The 25,804-nt window shown below is 73.7% G+C and carries 23 protein-coding genes and 2 tRNA genes; 9 read left to right on the top strand and 16 right to left on the bottom strand.

The window, feature by feature from the left end; translation table 11 throughout:
* Positions 1–66: 66 nt before the first annotated feature.
* Both ISOVA_RS09770 and dnaG read left to right on the top strand, forming a co-directional pair.
* Positions 67–1,362 carry a deoxyguanosinetriphosphate triphosphohydrolase gene (locus ISOVA_RS09770; protein ID WP_041295326.1) on the top strand — a complete coding sequence of 432 codons (1,296 nt, stop codon included), beginning with the start codon at positions 67–69 and terminating at the stop codon, positions 1,360–1,362.
* A 21-nt stretch (positions 1,363–1,383) separates the two neighbouring features.
* Positions 1,384–3,354 (top strand): DNA primase, encoded by a 1,971-nt coding sequence (gene dnaG / locus ISOVA_RS09765; protein ID WP_013839065.1) that lies wholly within the window; start codon positions 1,384–1,386, stop codon positions 3,352–3,354.
* A 4-nt stretch (positions 3,355–3,358) separates the two neighbouring features.
* Here the strand turns inward: dnaG and ISOVA_RS09760 are convergent, their stop codons facing one another.
* A complete protein-coding gene (locus ISOVA_RS09760) occupies positions 3,359–4,777 on the bottom strand; it encodes an MDR family MFS transporter (RefSeq protein WP_081474908.1) in 1,419 nt (472 codons plus the stop codon).
* A gap of 179 nt (positions 4,778–4,956) precedes the next feature.
* Between ISOVA_RS09760 and ISOVA_RS09755 the strand changes: the two genes are divergently transcribed.
* Together ISOVA_RS09755 and ISOVA_RS09750 are read left to right on the top strand one after the other, a co-directional pair.
* A complete protein-coding gene (locus ISOVA_RS09755) occupies positions 4,957–5,406 on the top strand; it encodes a DUF6153 family protein (protein WP_013839063.1) in 450 nt (149 codons plus the stop codon).
* 82 nt (positions 5,407–5,488) lie between these two features.
* Positions 5,489–6,046 (top strand): DUF305 domain-containing protein, encoded by a 558-nt coding sequence (locus ISOVA_RS09750; protein ID WP_013839062.1) that lies wholly within the window; start codon positions 5,489–5,491, stop codon positions 6,044–6,046.
* 46 nt (positions 6,047–6,092) lie between these two features.
* Here ISOVA_RS09750 and ISOVA_RS09745 read toward each other — a convergent pair whose 3' ends face one another.
* Genes ISOVA_RS09745 through ISOVA_RS09735 form a run of 3 tightly spaced genes read right to left on the bottom strand, consistent with a single transcriptional unit; the run spans position 6,093 to position 9,745 of the window.
* Positions 6,093–6,305 (bottom strand): DUF3072 domain-containing protein, encoded by a 213-nt coding sequence (locus ISOVA_RS09745; protein ID WP_013839061.1) that lies wholly within the window; start codon positions 6,303–6,305, stop codon positions 6,093–6,095.
* A gap of 39 nt (positions 6,306–6,344) precedes the next feature.
* A complete protein-coding gene (locus ISOVA_RS09740) occupies positions 6,345–7,814 on the bottom strand; it encodes an NAD-dependent succinate-semialdehyde dehydrogenase (RefSeq protein WP_013839060.1) in 1,470 nt (489 codons plus the stop codon).
* Positions 7,811–9,745 carry an FAD-binding monooxygenase gene (locus ISOVA_RS09735; RefSeq protein ID WP_013839059.1) on the bottom strand — a complete coding sequence of 645 codons (1,935 nt, stop codon included), beginning with the start codon at positions 9,743–9,745 and terminating at the stop codon, positions 7,811–7,813. The genes ISOVA_RS09740 and ISOVA_RS09735 overlap by 4 nt, the downstream gene beginning before the upstream one ends.
* 111 nt (positions 9,746–9,856) lie before the next feature.
* On the opposite strand from ISOVA_RS09735, the gene ISOVA_RS09730 reads away from it, so the two are divergent.
* Positions 9,857–10,573: an IclR family transcriptional regulator gene (locus tag ISOVA_RS09730; RefSeq protein WP_013839058.1), complete on the top strand. Its 717-nt coding sequence runs from the start codon at positions 9,857–9,859 to the stop codon at positions 10,571–10,573.
* 10 nt (positions 10,574–10,583) lie between these two features.
* Here the strand turns inward: ISOVA_RS09730 and ISOVA_RS16765 are convergent, their stop codons facing one another.
* The 3 genes from ISOVA_RS16765 to ISOVA_RS09715 form a co-directional block, all read right to left on the bottom strand.
* On the bottom strand, positions 10,584–11,684 hold the full coding sequence (locus tag ISOVA_RS16765; protein WP_013839057.1) for a BtrH N-terminal domain-containing protein: 1,101 nt from the start codon (positions 11,682–11,684) through the stop codon (positions 10,584–10,586).
* A gap of 262 nt (positions 11,685–11,946) precedes the next feature.
* Positions 11,947–12,022, bottom strand: a tRNA-Asn gene (locus tag ISOVA_RS09720).
* A 99-nt stretch (positions 12,023–12,121) separates the two neighbouring features.
* Complete coding sequence (locus tag ISOVA_RS09715) at positions 12,122–12,631, bottom strand: hypothetical protein (protein WP_013839056.1); 510 nt, start codon at positions 12,629–12,631, stop codon at positions 12,122–12,124.
* A gap of 30 nt (positions 12,632–12,661) precedes the next feature.
* Here ISOVA_RS09715 and ISOVA_RS09710 point away from each other — a divergent pair, with 30 nt between their 5' ends.
* Entirely contained in the window at positions 12,662–13,048 is a 387-nt protein-coding gene (locus ISOVA_RS09710) for a hypothetical protein (RefSeq protein WP_013839055.1), read from the top strand.
* Positions 13,049–13,061: 13 nt separating this feature from the next.
* Here the strand turns inward: ISOVA_RS09710 and ISOVA_RS09705 are convergent.
* Positions 13,062–13,135 (bottom strand) — tRNA-Ile (locus tag ISOVA_RS09705).
* A gap of 80 nt (positions 13,136–13,215) precedes the next feature.
* On the opposite strand from ISOVA_RS09705, the gene def reads away from it, so the two are divergent.
* Both def and ISOVA_RS09695 read left to right on the top strand, forming a co-directional pair.
* Positions 13,216–13,701 (top strand): peptide deformylase, encoded by a 486-nt coding sequence (def, locus tag ISOVA_RS09700; RefSeq protein WP_041294839.1) that lies wholly within the window; start codon positions 13,216–13,218, stop codon positions 13,699–13,701.
* Between the two features lie 170 nt (positions 13,702–13,871).
* Positions 13,872–14,372 carry a DUF3145 domain-containing protein gene (locus ISOVA_RS09695; RefSeq protein ID WP_013839053.1) on the top strand — a complete coding sequence of 167 codons (501 nt, stop codon included), beginning with the start codon at positions 13,872–13,874 and terminating at the stop codon, positions 14,370–14,372.
* Positions 14,373–14,455: 83 nt separating this feature from the next.
* On the opposite strand, the gene ISOVA_RS09690 is transcribed toward ISOVA_RS09695, so the two are convergent.
* The 8 genes from ISOVA_RS09690 to ISOVA_RS09655 form a co-directional block, all read right to left on the bottom strand.
* Entirely contained in the window at positions 14,456–15,547 is a 1,092-nt protein-coding gene (locus ISOVA_RS09690; protein WP_013839052.1) for an HTTM domain-containing protein, read from the bottom strand.
* Complete coding sequence (locus tag ISOVA_RS15545) at positions 15,544–16,281, bottom strand: DUF5819 family protein (RefSeq protein ID WP_013839051.1); 738 nt, start codon at positions 16,279–16,281, stop codon at positions 15,544–15,546. Before ISOVA_RS15545 ends, ISOVA_RS09690 begins: the two co-directional genes overlap by 4 nt.
* Positions 16,282–16,373: 92 nt before the next feature.
* On the bottom strand, positions 16,374–19,559 hold the full coding sequence (locus ISOVA_RS09680; RefSeq protein WP_013839050.1) for a choice-of-anchor G family protein: 3,186 nt from the start codon (positions 19,557–19,559) through the stop codon (positions 16,374–16,376).
* Between the two features lie 454 nt (positions 19,560–20,013).
* Positions 20,014–21,258: a beta-ketoacyl-[acyl-carrier-protein] synthase family protein gene (locus ISOVA_RS09675; RefSeq protein ID WP_013839049.1), complete on the bottom strand. Its 1,245-nt coding sequence runs from the start codon at positions 21,256–21,258 to the stop codon at positions 20,014–20,016.
* A 90-nt stretch (positions 21,259–21,348) separates the two neighbouring features.
* Positions 21,349–21,597 (bottom strand): acyl carrier protein, encoded by a 249-nt coding sequence (locus ISOVA_RS09670; protein ID WP_013839048.1) that lies wholly within the window; start codon positions 21,595–21,597, stop codon positions 21,349–21,351.
* Positions 21,598–21,701: 104 nt separating this feature from the next.
* Positions 21,702–22,712 (bottom strand): beta-ketoacyl-ACP synthase III, encoded by a 1,011-nt coding sequence (locus ISOVA_RS09665; protein WP_013839047.1) that lies wholly within the window; start codon positions 22,710–22,712, stop codon positions 21,702–21,704.
* A complete protein-coding gene (locus ISOVA_RS09660; protein ID WP_013839046.1) occupies positions 22,709–23,698 on the bottom strand; it encodes an ACP S-malonyltransferase in 990 nt (329 codons plus the stop codon). The genes ISOVA_RS09665 and ISOVA_RS09660 overlap by 4 nt, the downstream gene beginning before the upstream one ends.
* A 93-nt stretch (positions 23,699–23,791) precedes the next feature.
* Positions 23,792–24,970: a PucR family transcriptional regulator gene (locus tag ISOVA_RS09655; RefSeq protein WP_013839045.1), complete on the bottom strand. Its 1,179-nt coding sequence runs from the start codon at positions 24,968–24,970 to the stop codon at positions 23,792–23,794.
* An 88-nt stretch (positions 24,971–25,058) separates the two neighbouring features.
* Between ISOVA_RS09655 and ISOVA_RS09650 the strand changes: the two genes are divergently transcribed.
* Positions 25,059–25,742, top strand: a complete 684-nt coding sequence (locus ISOVA_RS09650) for a hypothetical protein (RefSeq protein WP_013839044.1) — start codon at positions 25,059–25,061, stop codon at positions 25,740–25,742.
* Positions 25,743–25,804: the final 62 nt, after the last annotated feature.

Here is a 25,804-nt window from a genome sequence, read left to right as displayed (position 1 = left end):
GTCGGCGGGGCTGACTACGCTGGGCCCGTGCAGACCTTCGAGCAGGGCGCCTTCGACCCGGCGGTGATCGGGACGGTCCCGCGTCCCGCCCCGGGCGAGGAGGGCTGGGCGTCGTACACCGACGCCGACACCGAGCGCTGGGCCGCCGAGCCGCCCAAGTCCAAGGCGCGCACGCCGTTCGAGCGGGACCGGGCCCGCGTCGTCCACTCCTCGGGCCTGCGCCGGCTCGGCGCCAAGACGCAGGTCCTCACGCCCGGCAGCGACGACTTCGTCCGGACGCGCCTGACGCACTCGCTCGAGGTCGCGCAGGTCGGTCGCGAGATGGGCCGCGCGCTCGGCTGCGACCCCGACCTCGTCGACACCGCGTGCCTCACGCACGACCTCGGCCACCCGCCGTTCGGCCACAACGGCGAGCGTGCGCTCGCCGAGCTCGCGAGCGGCATCGGCGGCTTCGAGGGCAACGCCCAGACGCTGCGGCTCCTGACCCGGCTCGAGCCCAAGATCTTCGCCGACGACGGCACCCCACGCGGCCTGAACCTCACGCGCGCGAGCCTCGACGCGTCGGTCAAGTACCCGTGGGCGTTCGACGAGGGCCCGCTGCGCCCCGACGGGCGGCCCACGCACAAGTTCGGCGTCTACGCCGACGACGCGCCGGTCTTCGCCTGGCTGCGCCAGGGCGCGCCGCGCGGCGTGCGCTGCATGGAGGCGCAGGTCATGGACCTCGCCGACGACATCAGCTACTCGGTGCACGACGTCGAGGACGCCGTCGTCGGCGGCCGGCTCGACCTCGCCGTGCTCGACGACCCGGAGGAGCGCGCCCGCGTCGTCGAGCACGTGCGCGCCTGGTACGGCGAGTGGCACGACCCCGACGCCCTCGACGCCGCGCTCGTGCGGCTGCGCGAGACGGGCTACCTCGTGACCGACTTCGACGGGTCGCGCCGCGCGCTGGCCCGGCTCAAGGACGCCACGAGCCAGCTCATCGGGCGGTTCAGCGGCGCGGCGCAGGACGCCACGCGCGAGCTCTACGGCGACGGGCCCCTGACGCGGTACTCGGCGCGCCTCGTGGTCCCGCCCGAGACGGCCGACGAGATCCTCGCGCTCAAGGGCGTCGCCGTCACCTACGTCATGGCGCCGCGCGAGTCCGAGCCGGTCTACCAGGCGCAGCGCGACATCATCGCGGAGCTCGTCGAGGTGCTCGCCGACCGCGCACCCGTCGCGCTCGAGCCGCCGTTCGCCGCGGACTGGGACACGGCGCCCGACGACGCCGCGCGGCTGCGGGTCGTCGTCGACCAGGTCGCGTCGCTCACCGACGTCTCCGCCGTGCAGCTGCACGCCCGTCTGGTGCGTCCGGGGCGCGCGTAGAGCGGGCATAGACTCCGACCCGTGGCAGGCCTGATCAAGCGCGAGGACGTGGACGCCGTCCGCGACCGCGCGCGGATCGAGGAGATCGTCTCGGCGCACGTCACGCTCAAGCCGGCCGGCGTCGGCTCGCTCAAGGGCCTGTGCCCCTTCCACGACGAGCGCACGCCGTCGTTCCACGTGCGGCCCGGCGTCGGGCGCTGGCACTGCTTCGGCTGCGGCGAGGGCGGCGACGTCATCTCGTTCGTGCAGAAGATCGATGGGATGAGCTTCACCGAGGCCGTCGAGTACCTCGCCGACCGCGTCGGGGTCCAGCTGCGCTACGAGGACTCGCGCACCGGCGCCGCGGCCGGCCGCGGTCCCCGCGAGGAGCCCGGCCGGCGCCAGCGGCTGCTCGAGGCGCACAGGGTCGCCGCCGAGTTCTACGCCGAGCAGCTGTTCGGGCCCGGCGCCCAGGCGGCGCGCGCGTTCCTCGCCGAGCGCAGCTTCGACCGGTCCGACGCCGAGCGCTTCGGCGTCGGGTTCGCCCCCACCGGGTGGGACGCGCTCATGCGCCACCTGCAGGGCCGCGGCTTCACGCAGGCCGAGCTCGTCGCGTCGGGGCTCGTGAGCCAGGGTCAGCGCGGCATCTACGACCGGTTCCGCGGCCGGCTCGTGTGGCCCATCCGCGACGTCACCGGGGCGGTCATCGGCTTCGGCGCCCGCCGCCTCTTCGACGAGGACCAGGGCCCCAAGTACCTCAACACCCCCGAGACGACCCTCTACAAGAAGGCCCAGGTCCTCTACGGAATCGACCTGGCCAAGCGCGCGATCGCCCAGCAGAAGCGGGTCGTCATCGTCGAGGGCTACACCGACGTCATGGCCGCCCACCTGTCCGGCGTCGAGACGGCCGTCGCCACGTGCGGCACGGCGTTCGGCGCGGACCACGCCAAGGTCGTGCGCCGCCTGCTCGGCGACACGACGGCGGGCGGCGGCCTGCAGCTCGCCTCGGGCGCCTCGCTCGGCGGGGAGATCATCTTCACGTTCGACGGCGACGCCGCCGGTCAGAAGGCGGCGGTGCGCGCGTTCGGCGAGGACCAGCGCTTCCACGCCCAGACCTTCGTCGCGGTCGAGCCGGGGGGCATGGACCCGTGCGACCTGCGCATGGCGCGCGGCCCCGAGGCGGTGCGCGCGCTCGTGGACTCCCGCGTGCCGCTGTTCGAGTTCGTCATCCGTACCACGCTCGAGCAGTTCGACCTCGACACCGTGGAGGGACGGGTCGGGGCGCTGCGGTCCGCGGCGCCGCTCGTCGCGGGCATCCGCGACCGGTCGATGCAGCTCGGCTACGCACGCTCGCTCGCGCGCTGGATCGGCCTCGACACCGAGGAGGTCCGCCGCGAGGTGAGCAGGGCGGCGGCCGCCCCGGCACCCGCACGGCGGCCCGACGGACGGTCCGAGCAGCCGACCCGGCACGGGCCGCAGGCGCCGAACACGCCGCAGGGTCCGGCGTCGGGCATGAGCGCGCCCGTGCTGGCCATGCCCGACCCGCGCGACCCCGTCGCGCGGGTCGAGCGGCAGGCGCTCGTCGTGGCCCTCCAGTACCCGCAGCACGTCCCGCCCGCCTTCGACGAGCTCGGCGAGGACGCGTTCGGCGTGCCCGCGTGGAAGGCCGTGCACGCCGCGGTCCGCGCCGCCGGGGGCACCGGGACGGGCCGCACGATGGGCGGGAGCGCCTGGGTCGAGGCCGTCACCGAGCAGGCGGCCGAGGCGGTCGCGCCGCTCGTGACCGAGCTCTCCGTCGCCCCCGTGCCGGAGGACCGCGAGGAGGTCATCGGCGCGTACGTGGCCGACGTCGTGCGCGCGCTGCTCGACCTGGGGCTCACGCGCCGCATCGCCGACGCCAAGAGCCGCCTCCAGCGGCTCGACCCGGCCGCCGACCCGGACGCCTACCGGGCCGCGTTCGAGCACCTGCTCCAGATCGAGTCCGAGCGCCGGCGCCTGCGCGAGAGCGCCTGACCGCTCACGCCTCCTGCGGCTCCGCCGCGTCCGCCGGCCGGGCGTGCTCGGTCGCCAGGGCGGCGCGGCGCTCGCGGGCCTGCGTCCGGTCGGCCGGCATGAGCGCGGCGGACACGAGCAGCACGGCCGCGCACGCCGCGAGCACGAGGAAGACGAGCCGCATCGCCGTCATGAGACCCGGCCCCTCGGGCGTCCCGTCGGCGGCGATCGTGGTGTGCGCGTTGACGATCGCACCGCACACCGCGACCCCGACCGCGGAGCCGAGCGAGCGGGCGAACATGTTGGTGCCCGTGACCGCCCCGCGCTCCGTGAACCGCGCCGAGGACTGCGCCGCGATGAGCGTCGGGACGGCGGTCAGGCCCATGCCGACGCCGACGACGAAGCACAGCGCCGCGACGCCGCCGATGGGCGAGCCGGCGTCGAGCAGCAGCGCGAGCGACGTGCCGGTCAGCACGACCACGGACCCGATCACCGCCGTGAGGCGGAACCCGATCCGCAGGTACAGGTGCCCGGCGTTCGAGGCGGACAGCGGCCAGCCGAGCGTCAGCGCCGCGAGCGCGAAGCCCGCGACGAGCGGCCCCCACCCGAGCACGCCCTGCGCGTAGATGGGGACGTAGGTCGACAGGCCGAGGACGATGACGCCGACGAGCAGCGACACGGCGGTCGACGCCCCGACGACGCGGCGCCGCAGGATCGTCACGTCGAGGAGCGGGTGGGAGGTGCGCCGCGAGCGGGCGAGGAACGTGGCGAGCAGCAGCGCGGCCGCGCCGAAGATGCCGAGCGAGGCGGGGGAGTCCCACGCCCACGTCGAGCCGCCCTCGAGCAGCCCGAGCAGCAGCAGGGTGCTGCCGCCCGCGAGGAGCGCCGCACCGAGGTAGTCGATCGGCTCGCGCTCGCCGTCGAGCGGCGACTCGTGATAGCTGCGCACGAGCATCCACGCCGCGAGCACGCACAGCGGCACGTTGACGAAGAAGATCCAGCGCCACGACAGGAACTCGGAGAAGACGCCGCCGAGCGTCGGGCCGACGACGGACGAGACCGCCCACACGGACGCCAGGTAGCCCTGGGTCCGCGCGCGCTCCTCGATCGTGTAGATGTCCGAGGTGATGGTCATCGACACGGGCATGACGGCGCCCGCGCCGAGACCCTGCAGCACGCGCCCCGCGATGAGCGCGCCCATCGACCACGCGGCGCCGCACAGCACCGAGCCCACGAAGAAGAGCCCGACGCCGACGAGCATGAGTCGCTTGCGGCCGAGGATGTCGGCCAGCCTCCCGTACAGCGGCGTGCTGACCGCCTGCGCGAGCAGGTAGGTGGAGAACAGCCACGGCACCTGTTCGAAACCGCCGAGGTCGCGCGCGATGACGGCGGACGCCGTCGCGATGATCGTGGCGTCGAGCGCGACGAGCGCCGTCGCGAGCATGAGCGAGAGCAGGATGGGGCCGCGCTCGGAGCGCAGGCCGACGTCGACCCGGTTCACGGCGTCGTCACCGGGGTGAGCAGGCAGGAAGGCACGTCAACGACAAGCCCCGTGCCACCGGTTCGTATTCCCGGGCAAGGATCCCCGACGGCGGTACCCCGGGTGGGTATGCTGAGCGCGTCATGCGCACCACCACCTCGCTGGGAGCCCTGCTCGCCGCCGTCCGCCGGGGGCTGGGCGGTGCCGCCCTGGTCACGGCGCTGCTCCTCGGCGTCGTCGTGGTGCACGCGACCAGCGGTACCGGCGGCCACCACGGCAGCCCGGTCGCCGCCGCCGGGGGCGAGCGCGCGCCCGCCGTCCACGCCCACGCCGGGCGCCTCCCCGCCGTCGAGCGGCCCCGCGAGCACGCGCCCGCACCGACCGAGGCGTGCGACGACACCTGCACCGCGGGGCTCGCCGCCGCCGCATGCCTCATGGTGCTCGCGGCCGTCACGCCGCTGCTCGCGCCCGGCACGTCGGCCGGAACCTCCGCCGGGGCACGCCGCGCGGACGCGCCGGCGCGGTTCGTCCGCCCCGCGCCCTGGGCGGGAGCGCCCCCGTCGCTGCACGCCCTGGGGATCCTGCGCACGTAGGGGAGCGGCGCCGTCGTGCGCCGACGCCGCGCGCGGGCCGCCGGCCCGCGCCCACCTCCCCTTCGTACGAAAGGCCCCACCGATGAACCGACCTGTCCTGCCCGGCCTCGCCCTGGCCCTGGCCGCCACCCTCACCGCCGCCGTGGCCGGCTGCTCCACGGGTTCCGAGCCCCAGGCCGACGCCGGCCCCGCGGACGTGACGTTCGCGCAGATGATGATCCCGCACCACGAGCAGGCGGTCGAGATGTCCGACGTCGTGCTCGCCGCCGACGGCGTCGACCCCGAGGTCGCCGAGCTCGCCGAGCAGATCAAGGCCGCGCAGCAGCCCGAGATCGACCAGCTCCGTTCCTGGCTCGACGAGTGGGACGCGCCCGAGCAGCCGCACGGCGGGCACGACCACGGGGCCATGGACGGGATGATGAGCCAGGACGACCTCACCGCGCTCGCGGACGCGGACGGGGCCGACGCGAGCCGGCTGTTCCTCGAGCAGATGATCGAGCACCACGAGGGCGCGATCGCCATGGCCGAGACCGAGGTGTCCGACGGCACGCACGACGGCGCCGTCGCGATGGCCGAGGAGATCATCGCGACGCAGCAGGACGAGATCGACCGCATGCGCGAGATGCTCGCGTCGTCGTGACCGGCCGGCCCGGGTGGTGCGCCGGGGTTCCGACGCACCACCCGGGTCAGTGCTGGTCCTGGTCGGCGATGCGTTCGTCGCCTCCCTCGAGCTCGGCGACGAGCCGCTCGGCCTGGTCCTTGCTCAGGCCCTCGGGCACCGTGCGGCCCGCCTCGTGCGCGAGCCGCTGCAGGTGGCCGAGCTGCGCGCCCGTGGCCGGCAGGTCTCCCGGGCCCTGGTCCTCGGGGTCCTTGAGCGTGGGGTCGATGTTCTCGGTCATGGGCCCACCGTAGGCACGGCGTCGCGCGCCCGCCGGGGCTCAGAACGGTGACGGCGTGAGCGTGTACTTGGTCTGCAGGTACTCGGCGATGCCCTCGGCACCGCCCTCGCGCCCGAGCCCGGACTGCTTCCACCCGCCGAACGGTGCCGCGGCGTTGGACACGACGCCGGTGTTGAGGCCCATCATCCCGGTCTCGAGCCGCTCGATCATGCGCTGCCCGCGCGCGAGGTCGCGGGTGTACACGTAGGAGACCAGGCCGTACTCGGTGTCGTTGGCGAGGCGCACGGCGTCGTCCTCGGTGTCGAAGGCGGAGATCGCGAGGACCGGCCCGAAGATCTCCTCGCGCAGCAGCTCCGATCCGGGCGCGACGTCGGCCAGCACGGTCGGGGCGTAGAACGTGCCGGGCCGCTCGAGCCGGCTGCCGCCCGTGGTGAGGCGGGCGCCGCGCGCCAGGGCGTCCTGCACGAGCGCGTCGACCTTCTCGACGGCCTTGGTGTCGATGAGCGGGCCGATCCGCACGCCGGGTTCGGTGCCGCGCCCGACGGCGAAGCCGCGCACGGCCTCGGTCACCCGGCGCGTGAACTCCTCGGCCACGGAGCGGTGCACGATGAAGCGGTTGGCGGCCGTGCAGGCCTGGCCGATGTTGCGGAACTTCGCGGTCAGGGCGCCGTCGACCGCCGCGTCGAGGTCGGCGTCCTCGAACACCACGAACGGGGCGTTGCCACCGAGCTCCATCGACGTGCGCAGGACGCCCTCGCCGGCCTGGGCGAGCAGGCGCCGGCCGACCGGCGTGGACCCGGTGAACGACAGCTTGCGCAGGCGCGGGTCGGCGATGATCGGGGCGGACACCGCCGAGGCGCGCGAGGTCGTGACCACGTTGACGACGCCGTCGGGCAGGCCCGCCTCCTGCAGGAGCCGGGCGAGCAGCAGGGTCGTCAGCGGGGTCTGCGCGGCGGGCTTGACGACGACCGTGCAGCCGGCGGCGAGCGCGGGCGCGATCTTGCGGGTGGCCATGGCGAGGGGAAAGTTCCACGGCGTGATGAGGTAGCACGGGCCCACGGGGTGCTGGGAGACGATCATGCGGCCGGTGCCCTCCGGGTTGGGCCCGTAGCGGCCCTGCACCCGGACGGCCTCCTCCGAGAACCAGCGCAGGAACTCGCCGCCGTACGTCACCTCGGCGCGCGCCTCGGCGAGCGGCTTGCCCATCTCGACCGTCATGAGCAGCGCGACGTCGTCGGCACGCTCGCGCAGCAGGTCGAAGGTGCGGCGCAGGATCTCGGCGCGCTCGCGCGCGGGCGTCGCGGCCCACGCGGCGGCGGCCGCGACCGCGGCGTCGAGCGCCGCCACGCCGTCGTCGGGCTCGGCGTCGGCGATCGTGGCGACGGTGCGGCCGGTCGCCGGGTCCTGGACGTCGAGCGTCGCGCCCGAGGACGCCGGGCGCCAGCGGCCCCCGACGAGCAGGCCGTCGGGGACGGACGCGAGGAGCGGGGCCTCACGGTCGGCGGTCATGCGAGCTCCTTCACCGGCTGGCGGGCGGCCTGCGCGGCCGACGCGGGGAGGTGGTTCTGGGCGAAGAACGCGGTGAGCTCGTCCGTCGCGGTGAGCGGCAGGACGTGCGCCACGTACTGGTCGGGCCGCACGACGACGACCGCGCCGGACGCGCGGTCGATGCCGCGCAGGTCGAAGATGTCGGCGTGGGGGTCGGTCGCGTAGACCTTCTCGTAGTCGACGAGGCCGAACGGGCCGACGCGGGGCAGGAACACCGGCGGCACCTTCCCGATGTCGACGCCCGTGTGGTCCTGCTGGTAGACCACCTTGACGTCGAGGACGGAGTCCGGGTCGGCGCCCTCGGGCGTGTGCCGCAGCAGCGGCGACTCGGGCGACGTGCCGAGCCACTCCGCCCAGGCGGCGAGCGCCGAGTCCTCGCCCGCGGGCGCGGCGTCGGCGAACGCGTAGACGCGCCACCGCCCGTCGGCGCGCGCGTGGTGGCCGAGGTGCACGGGGTTGCCGTCGGCCACGCGCTCGACCGGCGCGGACTTGAATCGCTTGCCGACCGGGAAGCCCGTGGCCAGGTCCTGGTGGGTGGCCTCGCCGACGATCATCGACGGCGCATACTGCGTCATGAAGCCGAAGTAGAACTCGGTCGAGCGGACGTAGAAGTCCTCGAGGATCGACGGGTCCTCGAGCTCGTCGGGCTTCGCGGCCATGAGCGAGGACCACTGCCGGTCGAAGTCGATGAGGTTCTGCGCGACGACCTGACGCTCGGCCGAGTAGGTCGCGAGCAGCGACTCGGGCGCGCGGCCGGTGAGCACGTGCGCGAGCTTCCAGGCGATGTTCCAGCCGTCCTGCATCGAGACGTTCATGCCCTGGCCGGCCTTGGCGCTGTGCGTGTGGCACGCGTCGCCCGTGATGAAGACGCGCGGCGTGCGCGTGCCGGCGAGCTCGACCGGGACGTCGTCGAACCGATCCGTGACGCGGTGCCCGACCTCGTAGACGCTGTGCCACGGCACGTCGCGCACGTCGAGCGTGTACGGGTGGATGATCTGGTTCGCCCGCTCGATGATCTCCGACAGCGGCGTGCGGCGGATCGCGCCGCCGTCGTCCGGGGGGACGACGCCGAGGTCGACGTACCAGCGCGCGAGGAACCCGCCCTCGCGGGGGATGAGCAGGATGCTGCCGCCGTCGTGCGACTGGATGACGCACTTGGTGCGCACGTCCGGGAAGTCGGTGACCGCGAGGACGTCCATGACGCCCCACGCGTGGTTGGCCTTGTCGCCCACGGGGTGGCAGCCGATGGCCTGCCGCACGGTGCTGTGCGCGCCGTCGCACCCGATCACGTAGCGGGCGCGGACGGTGCGCTCCTCGCCGGCACGCGGGCCGGCGGTGTGCCGCAGCGTCACGGTCACCGGGTGGTCGCCGGACTCGGCGATCTCGACGCCGACGGCCTCGAGCCCGTAGTCCGGGGTGAGGCGTGTGGGGGAGCTGGCCGCGACCTCGGCGAAGTAGTCCAGGACGCGCGCCTGGTTGACGATGAGGTGCGGGAACTCGCTGATGCCCGTCGGGTCGTCGGCCGGCCGGGCCGTGCGCACGATGTTCCGCGGCTCGTCGGGGTCCGGCTTCCAGAAGCACGTCTCGACGATCCGGTACGCCTCGGCCGTGATGCGCTCGGCGAAGCCGAACGCCTGGAACGTCTCGACGCTGCGGGACTGGATCCCGTCGGCCTGGCCCATCTCGAGCCGGCCCGGGCGGCGCTCGACGACGCGCGTCGTGATGTCGGGGAACTGCGCGAGCTGCGCCGCGGCGATCATGCCGGCCGGGCCGCTGCCGACGATGAGGACGTCGACCTCGTCGGGCAGCTCCGCGGGCCGGTCGATGCCCACGCCGGCCGCAGGCTGGATGCGCGGGTCGTGCGTGACGTACCCGTGGTGGTGGAACTGCATCGTCTCTCCTCGACCTCACTGTCGATCTTGCGCGTTCGATAATCGAACTCTAGTCTCGACTATCGCAACGGACAGTAGTGGCCCGCGCCACACGGTGCAAGAGAGGTGTTCATGGGTTCCGACGCACCGGGGGCCGCGGCGCCGCCGTCCCAGACGCTCAGCCGCGGAATCCGAGTCCTCGAGATCCTCGCCGACGCGCGCGAGCCGCTCACGGTCGACGAGGTCGGCCGGCGGCTCGACGTGCACCGCTCGATCGCCTACCGCCTGGTGCGCACGCTCGAGCACCACGGGCTGGTCGGGCGCGACGCCGGCGGCCGGCTCGCCCTCGGGCCGCGCATGGCGGCGCTCGCGGCCGGGGTCGCGCACGACCTCCAGGCCGAGGCGCTGCCCGAGCTCACGACCGCCGCCAACGAGCTCGGCATGACGTGCTTCGTGGCCGTGCTCGACCACGACGAGTGCGTCACGCTCGTGAGCGTCGAGCCGCGGCACGCGGTCGCGTCCGTCGCGCAGCGCCCCGGGAGCCGGCACCCGGTCTCGCTCGGCGCGCCCGGCAAGGCGATCCTCTCGGCGCTCGACGAGCGGCGCTGGCCGCCCGGCGTCCCCGACCCGACGCGCGAGCAGGTCGCCGAGGCCGCCGCCCGCGGGTACGCGACCAGCCACGACGAGGTCATCCCGACACTGCGCGCCGTCGCCGTGCCCCTCGTGCTGCGCGGGCGACCGCCCGCCGCCGTCTCGGCCGTGTACGTCGCGAGCGACTCGCCGCCCGAGCGGATCGCCGAGCGGCTCGCGCGCGCTGCCGGCGCCGTGCGGGGTGCACTCGGCGGCTGACCGCCCGGGGTCAGCCGGCGACGGACCGGCCGAGGTCGTCGGCCAGCCGCTCCTCCACGGCCACGACCTCGTCGACGCGCGCGGCGAGGTCGGCGAACATCGCTCCCGGCTCCACCTCGGTCGCCCGCGCCGCGGCGTCGGCGATCGCGGCCCAGCGGCTCCCGGCCTCTCGGGCGAGGACGGCCGCGTCGGGGAGACCCGCCTCCATGAGGAACTCGGCGTACGCCGGCCGCGTCGCGCCCGGCGACCCGTACGCCCAGGTCAGGCAGTCGGCCAGCCGCTCCAGCCCGACGGCGTACGCCGGTTCCGCACCGAAGCGGCGCCGCCACCCTCGTCTGCTCGTGGTGTCGGCGAGGTCGTCGCGGAGGCGCCGCATCCCGCTGAGCCCGAAGTTGACGTCGAAGCTGTTGCCGAGGACCGGCCCGGTCAGGTGGCGGTAGGTCGTGGCGGTCGCGGCGCGGCGGGCAGCGGTGAGGTCGGTGGCGCCGCCCGGGCGGACTGTGGAGATCGCGAACCTGCCCTTCCGGTGGCCTGCCCACGCCGGTGCGAGGCGGTCACGGGACAGCAGGTGCTCCTCGCGATCGAGCACCACGAAGCGGTCGCCGTCGAGGCCGGTCACCACCAGGGGATAGGGGTCGGCCTGTTCCAGTGGCGACACGTCGTCGTGCCAGGGCAGAACTCCCCGGGCGACGACGATCCAGGCGGCGAGGCCCTCGTCGAGCGAGCGGGCGAGCTTGCGGATCGCCGCGTCGGTCGCGGCCGATCGGACGGCCGACAGCTCCAGGCCCAGGTGGTCGGCGACGGCGTCGACCCAGGGTGTCGGGTGGTGCTGGGTCACCACGGTGAGGAGCGGGTAGGGCACGGCGTCGTACTCGAAGACGGCGTAGAGGAAGCCGATGCCGCCGCCGAGGCCGCACACCGTCGCCTCGGTGAGGTCGAGACCTGCGCGGGCGAGCATCGTGCGCACGAGCGCCGACTCGCGGTGGCCGGTACCTGGCCCACGGTTGCCCACCCGGTGCGCCGTGACATGGCGGTGGGCGGTCGTGTACGACTCGCCGGTGCGCTGCATGCGCGCGCGGACGAGCCTCTTGAGAGCGCGGTGGCTGGTCATCTCGGAACCTTCCGGCGGTCTCGCGGCACGTTCGCCCCCGCACCGCGACCGTGCCGACCGCCAGGTACGTCGAGGCTGCCGAACCGGTCCACCGCGACGGCATGGTGACCACCTTCGTCCTCCGCGACGCCGACGGGTGCGGGCCACCGGTCAGGAGGATCGAGCGCGCGGGGACGCTCTGCACGGCACCCTACGCGCCCTGGCCGCAGCGGAACCTGCGCACACGGAGAAGGCCCGGAACCTAAGAAGGTTCCGGGCCTCGTGGCTCCCGCGGTAGGACTTGAACCTACGACCGTCCGATTAACAGTCGGATGCTCTGCCAGCTGAGCTACGCGGGATCGCGACGCGACCGCCTCCGGGCGATCGGCCGGGTAGAACTCTACCAGCCCTCGGAGGGTGCTTCGGACCGGTTTGGGCGCGCGGTGGTCGAGGTCACCTCACAGGCCCGCGGCGGACCGCAACCGGTCCTCCGCCGCGTCCACGACGTGCGCGACGGTGGGGTCCTCGAGGTCGACGCCGGCTCCGGCCACGGCCTGCGAGAACAGCTCGCCCGACGTCGTACGCCGTACCGCGACCTTGACCTCACGTCCGCCGGGCAGCCCGACGACCTCCGCGATGACGACCGACCACTGCACGCGTTCGCGCAGCACCTGGGGGAACGGTGTGCGCTCGGGGTCGGTCAGGGGGAGCCGCAGATCCGGTTCGGCGTCGACCCACTCGACCGTGACGATCGACCGCTCGGGGTCGAACGCCGCCCGGTCGACGTCCCACCACGGCCGCCGCATCGCCACGCGGCCGGGGCGCTCCTGCACGACGGCGAGCTCGGCCGTCGTCGCGACCGCCCAGCTGCCGTCGGCCAGCGCCGCGGTGGCGAGGATCTTCTCGCCCCGGGGGACGTCGAGCGCGCGGCGGGCGTCGTCGGGCAGCGAGGTGCGGCGGAACCACATGGCAACACGGTAGCGGGGCAGGATGGAGCCATGACGTCACCGCCGGCCGTGCCGAACCCGAGCGACGAGGCGTCCGTCGAGCGCGATGGGCGTGCCCACCGGTCCGCCGACTCTCGCGACGTCGGGCTCGCCGTCGCCACAGGACTGGTGTGCGTGTTCGGTCAGGTGCTCGTCCCCGCCTACCTGGTGTGGGTGGCGATGTGGGAGAGCTGGGCCGCCTCGTACGACGGCGTCACGGCGGCGGGCCGCCCGACCGCCGTCACCGCCGTCGTCGTCGCGGCGGGCGCCTGGCTGCTGCAGGCGATCGTCACCGGCTACCGGCGGAGCCGGGGGGGGCGTGCGCCGTCGGAGGGTTCGTCGCGCTCACCCTCGGCGGGCTGGCGCTCGTCGGCGTCGCCGCGCTCGCCTACGGGATGAGGTAGCAGCGTCGTGCCCCGTGCAGGACTTGAACCCGCGACCGAGAGATTATGAGTCTCCTGCTCTGACCAGCTGAGCTAACGGGGCGCGGCGGTGAGCCTACCGGAGCGCAGGGGCGCTCCCCAGGGGGAGCGTGACGTGGCGCCCGATCTGGAACAATGCGGACCATGGCGATGCGAGAGATCCGGGTGCTGCCCGACCCCGTGCTGCGTACCCCGTGCGAGGAGATCACCACGATCGACGACCGCGTGCGCGGGCTGGTCGAGGACCTGGTCGACACGGTCGACGCCGACGGTCGCGCCGGCCTCGCCGCGAACCAGATCGGCGTGAACCTCCGGGCCTTCTCGTGGAACGTCGACGACGAGATCGGCTACGTGCTGAACCCGCGGATCGTCGAGCTCTCCGAGGAGCTCCAGGACGGCGACGAGGGCTGCCTGTCGGTCCCGGGCCTCTGGTACCCGACGACGCGCGCCTGGTACGCCCGCGTGGTGGGCACCAACCTCGAGGGTGAGGAGATCGTCGTCGAGGGCACGGGGCTCATGGCGCGCTGCCTGCAGCACGAGTGCGACCACCTCGACGGCAAGCTCTACCTCGACCGCCTGGAGCGCAGCGTGCGCAAGAAGGCCATGCGCGAGCTGCGCGAGAGGCTCTGAACTTCCTGAGAAAGCCTCAGACAGCGGGTGATTCGTCTCGCATCTGCGCCGAACGTCCGGCACGATGTGACGAGAAGACAGATTGACACCGCTCGGTGGGCGCTGACCAGCACCTCCGCTCGGCTTCGAGGACGTAGGGGAAGACGGACCTCGGAACCAGGGAGGACAACATGGCCGGAGCCATCACCCGCGGTGTGCTTTTCGTGCACTCTGCACCCCGGGCACTGTGCCCCCACCTCGAGTGGGCGGCGGGCAACGTGCTCGGTACTCGCGTGTCGTTCGACTGGACGCCCCAGCCGGCCGGCCGCGGCCTCTACCGCGCGGAGTACTCGTGGCAGGGCGCCCAGGGCACGGGCGCCCGGCTGGCGTCTGCCCTGCGCGGGTGGGACCACCTGCGCTACGAGGTGACGGAGGAGGCGAGCCACGGCGCCGACGGCGCGCGGTGGTCGCACACCCCCGACCTCGGCATCTTCCACGCCATGACGGACGTCCACGGCAACGTCGTCGTGCCCGAGGACCGCATCCGTGCGGCCCTCGACCTCGCCCACGACCCGCGCGCCATGCGTGACGCCCTCGACCTCGCGCTCGGCACCGCCTGGGACGACGAGCTCGAGCCCTTCCGCTACGCGGGTGCCGGCGCGCCCGTGCGCTGGCTGCACCGCGTCGGGTAGCGCCTCCGTCCGTCCCTCCCGCGACGGAGCCCCGCCGGCCGCACGGCCGGCGGGGCTCCGTCGTCCCTGCTGGTTGCTCGACGTCAGGGCACCGGCACCTGCTCGGGTTCGCGAGCGGGCGTACCGTCGCGAGTGCCGCCGTCGTGCCCCCGCGGACCGGGGAGGTGACGGACGACGCGGCCGAGCCACGTCCGTACCCGGCGCTCGACCGCGGCGAAGGTCCGGTCCCGGACGAAGAGGCAGTCGCCGGCCATGATGAACAGCGAGAAGAACGGCAGGCCCATCGCGACGGCGATGCCCGTGTGCATCGCCAGCACACCGGCGATCGCGACGATGCGCGTCCAGCGCTGCAGCAGCATGAGCGGGAAGAACAGCTGGATGAACACCGAGAAGTAGGTCACGAGGGTGACCATCAGCGGGTTCTGGACGAGCAGGTCGGCGAGCCACGGCCAGGGCCGGTAGTGGGAGAGCTGCAGCGGGTAGTAGATCGCCGTGCCGTCCTGCCACCGCGCGCCCTGGGCCTTGTAGAGCCCGGACGCCACGTAGATGAGGCAGATCTGCGCCGCGGCCATGATCACGGCGAAGTTGTGCAGCAACGTGCCGAGCTGGACGGCGGCCGCGTTGGCCCGGGCGGACCCGAACCGGCCGAGCGGCCGGGGGACCCCGTACCGCGCCAGCTCGCGGGCGCGGCGGCGGGCGTCGAGCGACCAGCGGCCGCCGAGGTCGGCGAAGCACAGGTAGAGCAGCAGGATGCGGAAGATGTTGTCGCTCTGGTCGCCCGTCAGGGGGTTCGACTCGAGCAGGCTGACCCACATCACGAGGAAGACGGGGGTCACCCAGCGTGCCCGCCAGCCGACCGTCACGAGCGCCGCGAGCACGAGGAGCACGACGTAGGCGACCGTGAGCGGAACGGACGCGAGCCCGCCCGCGAAGAGCGTGAACGGAGCGCCGAAACCGCCGTTGGAGTCGAGCGGTGCGGCCCAGCGCGCCGCCTCGCCCCACAGGTACTCGCGGTTCTGCAGGTGGGTGAGCAGGAAGACGAAGGCGCCGCCGCCGAACGCCATGCGGACCAGCGCCGTGCCGTAGGTCGCCCTGCGGTCGTCGCACACCCAGCGCAGCGCGGCGTCGAGCCGGTCGGACGCCTGCCGGTGTGCGGAGGCGATCGTCGTCGTCATGGCCGGAACCTCTCGATCGCCGCCCGGAACGCGTCGCTGTCCTGGCGCGGGAACTCGTACAGCGGGCGCCTGCCGAACGTGTAGGTCGTCGCCGCAGGCGGTTCGCCGTCACGGGCCGAGAACCGTGCGGCGGGCTGACGGACGACCCGGAACTGGACGTAGGCGGGCTCGATCTCGGTGACCGTCGCGCGGACGAACTCCGTCGCGTACGCGGCCATGGCACGGTCGTAGGCGAGAACGAGGTCCCGGCGTGCCTCGGACGAGCTGCCGTCCGCCTCCTCGAGCGCTTCCGCGAGCCGGGGCCAGGCGTTCTCGTGATAGTGACCGCCGAGGACCTGCAGCTCGGCGTCGGAGAGCTTGCGGAACTGCGCGCCGGCGCGGGCTGCGAGCATGCGCGTCGGCCGGCTCGCACGGTTGGGGAACACGTGGTGCGTGAGGTTGGCGGAGATCTCGAGGTCCGTCACGTCGACCCACGCCGTCGGGTTGAGGTCCTCGTCCAGGGCGCGGACCTCGAGCGAGTTCTCCACGTTGATCGGCGTCGGGGCGAAGAGTGACCAGTTCTGCTGGAACACCGGTTCCATGTACGCCTCGAGCGGCTCCGCCGCCGCGGTGCTGATCGCGTTCCTCGGTGCGATCCACAGGAACGTCGCGGCCGTGTGCACCGTGACGACGAGCGCGAGCGCGGCTGCCACCAGCTTGACCCAGGTGGCTCGCGAGGTGGTCGTGGAAGGCACTGGTGATCTCCTGTGACGTGGCCCTGTAGCGGCCGACCCGGCGTGGCCTGGAAGGTCACGCCGGGCCGACCGTACTACCGGGTACTGGCGGATCAGCCCTTCGCGGAGCGGGTCCGGCGCTTCGCGCCGATCACCGCCGCGGTGCCCGTCCCGATCAGGAGCAGGGCCAGGCCGAGGTAGGCCGCCGAGTCGGCGCCCGTCTTCGGCAGCATGCCGCCACCGCCGGTCTTACCCGTGCCGCCGGCACCACCGGTACCGCCGGTGCCGCCACCCGACGACGTCTCGGCGTAGACGGCGAACGCCGCCGTCGTCGAGTCGCCTACCTCGACGCTCGTCGCCGTGCCGGTGTGCGGACCGACCTCGAAGTCGGCCGGGACCACGAAGGTCCAGCTGACCCGACCCTCTGCGTCGGCCGTGCGGACCGGGAGCGTGAGCGGCTCGGAGTTGATCCGGGCCTGGACCTGCTCGCCGGGCTCGAAGCCCCACGCGACGAACGTCTGCTCCTCACCGCGCTGGACGCGCGGCTTCTCGAACACGGAGCTGAGGACGCGGTCCTCCGGCAGGACCGTGAGGTCGTCGTCGGCGAAGTTGCCGGCGTCGTCCCACGCCTCGACGGTGTAGTCACCGGGGACGGCGTCCTCGGGGACCGTGATCGGCGTGGTGAAGCTGCCGTTCTCGTCGGTCTCGACCTCGACCGTGGCCACGACGTTCCCGTCCGGGTCGACGAGGTCGACCGTGACCGTGGAGCTGGCGGGCCAGTCCTCACCGGTCACCGTCACCTGGTCACCGGGGAACACGGTGTCGGGCTCGACCGTGATCGTCGGGTCGTCAGGCTCGGTGCCGTCGACCTCGGTGCCGTCGACCTCGGTGCCGTCGACCTCGGTGCCGTCGACCTCGGTGCCGTCGACCTCGGTGCCGTCGACCTCGGTGCCGTCGACCTCGGTGCCGTCGACCTCGGTGCCGTCGACCTCGGTGCCGTCGACCTCGGTGCCGTCGACCTCGGTGCCGTCGACCTCGGTGCCGTCGACCTCGGTGCCGTCGACCTCGGTGCCGTCGACCTCGGTGCCGTCGACCTCGGTGCCGTCGACCTCGGTGCCGTCGACCTCGGTGCCGTCGACCTCGGTGCCGTCGACCTCGGTGCCGTCGACCTCGGTGCCGTCGACCTCGGTGCCGTCGACCTCGGTGCCGTCGACCTCGGTGCCGTCGACCTCGGTGCCGTCGACCTCGGTGCCGTCGACCTCGGTGCCGTCGACCTCGGTGCCGTCGACCTCGGTGCCGTCGACCTCGGTGCCGTCGACCTCGGTGCCGTCGACCTCGGTGCCGTCGACCTCGGTGCCGTCGACCTCGGTCCCGTCGACCTCGGTCCCGTCCACCTCGGTGCCGTCCACCTCGATGGTCAGCGCGTCCTCGGCTTCCTGGCCTGTCGTGTCGTCGATGCCGACCGCGACGTACGCACCGGGCTCGGTGTCACCGGGGATGGTGACGGGCGTGGTGAAGGTACCCTCCGCGTCCGTCGGGACGTCCTCGACGGTCGCGATGACCGTGCCCTCGCCGTCGCGGATCTCGACGGTGACCGTCGAGCTCGGCGTGTAGCCGGTGCCGTCGACCGTCACCGTGTCACCCGGCGCCGCGACGTCCGGCGTGACCGTCACGGCGAGGTCGAGCTCCGCTTCCACGGCTCGCACGGTCGCCGAGGCGAGGTTCACCTGGGCGAGCGGCGTGGCGCCCGGCAGCAGCGTGAGCTGAAGCGCGCGCTGCGTGAACGACTCGGTACCCGTCGGGTCGTGAGCCGGCAGGTCGCCAGGCTGCTCCTGGACGTTGCCGGTGAGCGACACGACGGTCGTCACCACGTCGAGGACCGGGTCCACCACCTCGGTGGCAAGACCCGTCGTGAGGTTGTTGAGCGCGCCGTCCAACCCGTCGACGGCGTCGAAGACGTCGCCGATGGGAGCCAGGAGGAGGCTGAGCACCTCGGACTCGAGCTCGTCGGTGGATTCGAGGCCGAGCAGCTCGAGCAGTGTGTCGAGCAGATCCTCGGTTCCGGGGACCGTCGTGATGTCGACGACCGCCGCACCGCTGTCGATCTCGGCGAGAGTCGCGTCGAGGGAGAGCCCGAGGACGGTGGTCCACGTGGGCGGAAGGTCGGGGGTCAGGACCTCGAAGTTGATGTCGACGGACACCGCCGTGTTCTCGACGGCGGTCCGGACGCCGGCAGCGACGTCCTCGACGATCGAGGTGATGGTGTTCGTCGTCGCCTCGCCGATCGCCGCGATGACGTCGCCGTTGAGGATCTCGTAGTTGGCCGGCAGGTCGTTGAGGTCCGGCAGGTCCGGGTTCTCGGCAAGGAGTTGCTCGAGATCGACGAGGACCTCGCCGGTCTGCAGGTTGACCTGGACCGCGCCGTCCCCGACGAATCCGGACGGCAGGACCGTCGTCAGATCGGGGAGCGTGACGTCGACGGTCCCCGTGGACCGCGCGGCCACGAGGTTCAGGTTGATGAGGCCGTCGAGCGCGTCGGTCAGATCGGCGGTCAGGTCGTCGAGCGTGCCCTGCACAGGCACGATCGCGTCCTGCAGGTCCGTGTAGACACCGCCGACGAGCGGGCTCTCGAACTGCAGCATGGCGCCGGCGATGTCGTAGTCACCGGTGGGCTCGCCGCCGGCCGGCCAGGCAGCCGACGCGGACAGCGCCCCCAGCTCGAGGTCGAGCTGCGAGACCACGCCGTCGGCGAGCTCCGGCAGGAGCGGCGTGAGCGACACGGTGGCGTCGGACGGGAACTCCGCCGACCCTCCGACCGAGATCGCGCCCTGGTCGCTGACCGCGCCGGACGCGGCCGCCGCGCCCTCGGCGTCGGCCTCGGCGTACTGGTTGACCGCCCCGAGCGCGATGACACCGTTGGGCCCGAAGAGCTGGAGGGAGTCTCCGAGATCGACCGCGACGGCGTTGAGCACCTCGGCGGCGAGCGGGTTGGTGTCGAGCGTCTCGCCGGAGGGGTACTCCGCGTGCGCGCCCTCGAGCGCGGCGATGTCGTCAAGGTTGACCGACAGCGTGCTGCCGCCGAGGAACTTGCCGAGCGCCTCGGTCTGGTCGGTCGGTTCGGCGGTCGCGACCGACGCCCCGGCGAATGCCGCGGCGCCGACGACGCCGGCTGCGGTGGTGATCCCGATCGTGCGCTTGACCGTCCTGCGGTCGAAGCGGCGGCGGTGTCGCGGAGCCTTCTTCAGGCTCTCCGGTGGTGATGCTGCGCTGTGACGCGCGTGTCCACGCCATGTCCTCACTGTTTGCCCCCTTGGCAGCAGAGGAGCCACCCCCTTGGTGGCCTCGCGCTCGACGCTAGGTTGCCCTGATCACGCTCCGCCATGCGAACGAGCCGAAAATGACGCACCTTTGCGGGTGATTTCTGGTGACGATTCCCCGCGAAAAGGACAGACCAGTCACGGTCGTCGCGGAGTGCGTGGGTCGGGGGAGCAGGAGGTGGCTCGGAAAGCGCCGGACGGCACCGTCGACCGTCGCGCGTGATGACACCGAGCCGTCACGAACCCCGCCCCCAAGGTTCGTCTGCTGTCGGGCCGCTCTCACGAGAGCGGCCGCTCCACACGCTACGTCGGCTCGGCCGAGTGCGCCAGAGGTCGGCGTCAGAACCGGGGGACGGAGCAGCCCTGGAACGCGGAACGGGTCGGGACGGGAAGGATCCCGTCCCGGCCTGCTCGCCGGGGTGTGCCTCGCTCGGCGTCAGGCGTTCGCGACCACCAGCGCGACGTTGTGGCCGCCGAAGCCGAACGAGTTGTTGATGGCGACGATGTCGCCGTCGGGCAGCTTCTCCGGCACCGACCGCACGAGCGGCACCTGCAGCTCCGGGTCGGGGTTGTCGACGTTGATCGTCGGCGGGGCGAGCCGCTCGGACACGGCCTTGACCGCGAACAGCGTCTCGAGCGCGCCCGCGCCACCCAGCAGGTGCCCCGTCATCGACTTGGTCGCCGAGAGCTGGACGTGGTCCGCGTCGTCGCCGAGGAGCGCGCGGATGGACCGGGTCTCGGTGAGGTCGCCGACCTTGGTCGACGTCGCGTGCGCGTTGACGTGCACGACGTCCGCACCCGTCACGCCCGCGTCCTCGAGCGCCCGGCGCATGGCCGCGACCTGACCCTTGCCGTCCGGGTCCGGGGACGTGATGTGGTACGCGTCGGCGGAGAGGCCGACGCCGGCGATGCGCGCGTACACGCTCGCGCCGCGCGCGGCGGCGTGCTCCGCGCTCTCGAGCACGAGCACCGCCGCACCCTCGCCGATGACGAAGCCGTCGCGGTCGACGTCGTACGGGCGCGAGGCGCCCTGCGGGTCGTCGTTGCGCAGCGACAGGGTGCGCGACGCCGCGAACGCCGCGATCGGCATGGGGTGGATCGTGGCCTCGGTGCCGCCCGCGACGACGACGTCGGCCCGGCCGGTGCGGATCATGTCGATCGCGTAGCCGATGGCCTCGGCGCCGGAGGCGCACGCGGACACGAGCGCGTGGGCGCCGGCCTGCGCCCCCAGCTCGAGCGACACGTACGCGACGGCCGAGTTCGGCATGAGCATCGGCACCGTCATGGGGAGCATGCGGCGCGCGCCGCGCTCCTTGAGGAGGTCCCAGCCGTCGAGCGTGGTCCAGATGCCGCCGATGCCCGACGACACGACCGCGCCCAGGCGCTCGCCGTCGACCTCGGGGGCGCCCGCGTCCTGCCACGCCTCGCGCGCCGCGATGATCGCGTACTGCGCGGACGGGTCCATGCGCTTGAGCTCGGGGCGGGGGAGCACCTCCTCCGGCTTGACCTTGATGGTCGCCGCGAAGGTCACGGGGATCCCGTACTTCTCCGCCCAGTCGTTCTCGAGAGTCCGGGCTCCGGACTCGCCCGCCAGGGCGGCAGCCCAGGTGGTCGGCGCGTCGCCGCCGAGAGGCGTGGTCGCGCCGAGGCCGGTGACGACGACGTCGCGTGCTGCGGTCATGGTGCTCTCCTGGTCGGGTGGGGGTCGGTCGGGGCGGACCGGGGTCACCGGTCCGCCCCGGCCCGGGGCGGCTGCTGACCTGAGGTCAGGTCAGCTCTGGGCGCCCTCGATGTACTTGACGGCGTCGCCGACGGTCGTGAGGTTCTTGACGTCGTCGTCGGGGATGCGGACGTCGAACTTGTCCTCGGCGTGCGTGACGATCGTCATCATCGACAGCGAGTCGATGTCGAGGTCGTCGGTGAAGGACTTCTCGGGGGCGACGGCGTCGGTGGGAAGACCGGTCTCCTCGGCGACGATCTCGGCGAGGCCCTCGAGGATCTCCTGGGACGTGTAAGCCATGGGGTGGGTTTCTCCTTGAACGGGGTACCGGCCGTCCGGCACCGGGTCGGTGGGTGTTGCGGTGCGATTCTCCCGCACCGCGACGTCGGGTGGTTAGTGGCGGGCTACGGGAGCACGACCACCTGGGCCGCGTAGACGAGCCCGGCGCCGAACCCGATCTGCAGCGCGAGGTCGCCCGACGCCGCCGAGCCCTCCGCGAGCAGGCGCTCGGTCGCCAGCGGGATCGACGCGGCCGACGTGTTGCCGGTGTCCGCGATGTCGCGGGCCACGGCGACGTCCTCGGGCAGGCGCAGCTGCTTGACCATCTGGTCGATGATCCGCATGTTCGCCTGGTGCGGGACGAAGACCTGGATGTCCTCGGGCTCGACGCCTGCCTCGGCCATCGCCTTCGCGGCGACCGGGGCCATCTGGAAGCTCGCCCACTTGAACACCGACGGCCCGTCCTGGCGCAGCGTGGGCATGCCGAGCGACGGGTCCTGCGCGAGCTCGGTCAGCGAGTGCGTCTGGCGGATCGCCTGCGCCTTGGCGCCGTCGGAGCCCCAGACGGTCGGGCCGATGCCCGGCGTGTCGGAGGGGCCGACGACGGCGGCGCCCGCGCCGTCGCCGAGGAGGAACGAGATCGACCGGTCCGTCGGGTCGATGATGTCGCTGAGCTTCTCGGCGCCGATGACGAGCACGTGCCGGGCGGCGCCCGAGCGCACGAGCGCGTCGGCCTGGCCGATGCCGTAGGCGTAGCCGGCGCAGGCCGCCGAGATGTCGTACGCGGCGGCCGGCGTCGCGCCCAGGCGCTCGGCGAGGATCGCGGCGCCCGACGGCGTCTGGTGGAAGTACGTGATGGTCGACAGGATCACCGCGTCGACGTCGGAGCCGGTGAGCCCCGCGGCGTCGAGGGCCTTGCGGGCGGCGGCCTCGGACAGGTCGAGCACGTCGACGTCCGCGGTCGCGCGGCGCCGCGTCACGATCCCGGTGCGCTGGCGGATCCACTCGTCCGAGGAGTCGATCGGGCCCGCGATGTCGTCGTTCGTGACGACCTCGCTGCCGCGTTCGCCGGCGATCGACAGGATGCGGGAGTACCGCACGGGCTCCGCCTGGCGCAGCGTGCGCCGCGCGGTCATGCGGTCACCTCGGCCGTGCCGGCGCCGCCGACGACGGAGTGGCGGGCGACGAGGTCGCGCGCGGCCTCGACGTCGTCGGGGGACTTGACGGCGACGAGCTCGACGCCCTTGAGGGAACGCTTGGCGAGGCCGGCGAGGACGCCGCCCGGGGCGAGCTCGAGGATCGCGGTGACGCCGCGCTCGGCGAGCGTCGCCTGGCACAGGTCCCACCGCACGGGCGCCGTGACCTGGGCGGCGAGCCGGCTCAGCACGTCGGCCGCGGTGCCGTGGCCGTGCGAGCCCGGCGCGAGCGTGTCGTACGTGGCGCCGTCGGCGTCGCTCAGCAGCGGCAGGCGCGGGTCGGTCGCGAGCCAGCCGCGCGCGACCTGCTCGAAGGCGGCGCGCGCCGACTCCATGTACGGCGTGTGGAACGCGCCGGCGACCTGGAGCGGGATGACGCGGGCACGCGCCGGCGGCTGCTCGGCGAGGGCCTTGAGCTCGGCGAGCCCGCCTGCGGCCACGACCTGGCCGCCGCCGTTGACGTTGGCGGGGAAGAGGCCGGCGGCCTCGATCGACGCGAGGACCTCGTCGGGGTCGCCGCCGACCACGGCGCTCATCCCGGACTCGGCCGCGGCGGCCGCCTCGGCCATGGCCCGGGCGCGGTGCGAGACCAGGCCGACCGCGCCGGCGTCGTCGAGCACGCCCGCGACGGCCGCGGCGGAGAGCTCGCCGACCGAGTGGCCCGCCGTGACGTCGACGACCTCGCTCGCGTCGCGCCCGTCGAGGATCGTGCGCAGCGACACGAGCGAGGAGGCGACGATCAGCGGCTGGGCGACGGCGGTGTCACGGATCGTGTCGGCGTCCGACGTCGTCCCGTGCGTGACGAGGTCGGTCCCGGCCGCGGCCGAGAACGAGTCGAGGAGGTCGGCGGTGCCGGGCAGCTCGAGCCACGGCGCGAGCATCCCGGGGGTCTGAGAGCCCTGTCCAGGGCAGACGACGGCGAGCACGGACCCACGGTGCCACCCCGCGGGGTGCCCGACGCGTCGTGACCCGCACCAACCTGGTGGGGGGCGATTGTGGGAATCCTCAAACGCGCCGGCTCAGGGGCGCTCGGCCCGGTCGAGCTGGCCGAGCGCGAGCGCCATCTGGAGCACGAACGACTCCCGGGCGTCGAGCGGGTCCCAGCCGGTGATCTCGGAGACCTTGCGCAACCGGTAGCGCACCGTGTTGGGGTGCACGTACAGGCGGCGGGCCGCGGCCTCGAGCGACCGGCCCGTGCCGAGGTAGGCCGAGAGCGTCTCGAGCACGGAGCCCGTCGCCTCCTGCAGCGGTCGGTACGCCTGGGTCACGAGCGTGCGGCGCGCGGTCGCGTCGCCGATGAGGACGCGCTCGGGCAGCAGGTCGTCGGCGAGCACGGGGCGCGGGGCCTGCGGCCACGCGGGAGCGGCCGCGAGGCCGGCGAGCGCGGCGCGCGCGGACCGTGCCGCCGCGCTCACGTCGGGCACCACGCCGCCGATGACGACGGGGCCGGGCCCGAAGCGCCCGAGCAGGGACGTCGCCGCCGCCACGAGGTCGCCCTCGCCGCCGAGGACGAGCACGAGCCGGTCGCCGTGGATGCCGACGAGCGCGTCGCCGGCGGCCCGGCGCGCGACGCGCCGCAGCTCGGCCGTGCGCACGTCGTCGAGCTTGGACGTGGCCTCGCCGACCACGACGAGCGCCTGGCCGCGGCCGCTCCACCCGAGCGCCGACACGCGCGAGCGGATCGAGTCGTCGTCGTCCCCGCGCAGCAGCGCGTCGACGACCAGGGCCTCCAGCCGGGCGTCCCACGCGCCGCGTACCTCGGCGGCGCGCGCGTAGACCTCGGCGGCCGAGAACGCGACCTCGCGCGAGTACCGCAGGACCGCCTCGCGCAGCTCGCGCTCGTAGCCGGGCGCCGCGATCTGGTCGGAGTGCGACTCGACGACGTCGACCATGATGCGCACGAGCTGCAGCGTGTGCTGCAGCGAGATCGAGCGCGTGAGCTCGGGCGGGGCCGCCGCGAACATCTCTCCGACGCCGTGCGGGGTCTGCGTCGGGTCGGCGAACCAGGAGACGAACGCGTTGATGCCGGACTGCGCGACGAGGCCCACGTAGGAGCGGTCCTCGGCCGGCAGCTGGCGGTACCACGGGACCTCCTCGTCGAGGCGGCGCATCGCCGCGGCGGTGAGCATCCCCAGCCCGTCACGGACGCGCTGGATGTTCTCGCCGCGGGAGACGGTGGTCGGTGCAGGGCTCGGCATCCTCCGAGGATACGGCGGTAGTTGTGGGGAGTGCACAAACGGCGTGCTGCACGGTCGAGCGTCGGCGTCATTGGATAGGGTCGAGGGCATGGCTCTGCTGCCCCGCCTCCGCGCCCTCATCCGTCGACCGTTCTCCGCCTCGACCGTGGGGGCACGGCGCCCGACGGTGGGTCGCCGCCGGGGCGACACGGTGCAGGAGGACGCGCTGCGCGCGATGCTCATCGACGACCCGAACGACGAGCGCGCCTTCCACGCCCTCGCGGAGATCGTGCGCCGGCGGGCCCAGGAGTCGCCCAACCCGGAGGACCCGCTGTCGGCGCCGAGCGACGAGATCGAGAAGCAGCGCGCCGCGGACCTGGCGGTGTGGTCGCTCGCCGAGGAGCTCGCCGCGCACCCGCGCGGGTGGCGGCCGCTGCTGGAGCTCGGCCGGCTCTCGCTCGGCGACGACCCGGAGGGCGCGGTGCGCCGGCTCGCCACCGCGGCCGAGCGCGACCCCGAGGGACGGGCGCTCGCCGAGGGCCTGACGATCCTGCGCGACGCCGGGATGCCGGTCGAGGCCCTCGGCCTGGGCGTGGGGCACTGGCGGGCCCGCGAGCACACCCCGGAAGTGGGGCGGCAGCTCGTGCTCGCCGCGCTCGAGGCCGACCGCGCCTTCGAGGCGCGCCAGCACCTCGAGTCCCTGTCGCTGCACCCTGACCAGGCCGCCGTCGCGCCCGTGCGCGCCGAGCTCGAGCGGGCCATCGCCGACGCCGAGCAGGCCTCCCCGAAGTAGCGCACCACCCGCCGAGGTAGCGCACCATCCGCCGAGGTAGCGCGCGAGGCGACGAGGTAGCG

This window comes from Isoptericola variabilis 225, from assembly GCF_000215105.1.
In the GTDB taxonomy this organism is placed as follows: domain Bacteria; phylum Actinomycetota; class Actinomycetes; order Actinomycetales; family Cellulomonadaceae; genus Isoptericola; species Isoptericola variabilis_A.
This window is presented reverse-complemented; position numbering and strand designations above follow the sequence as displayed.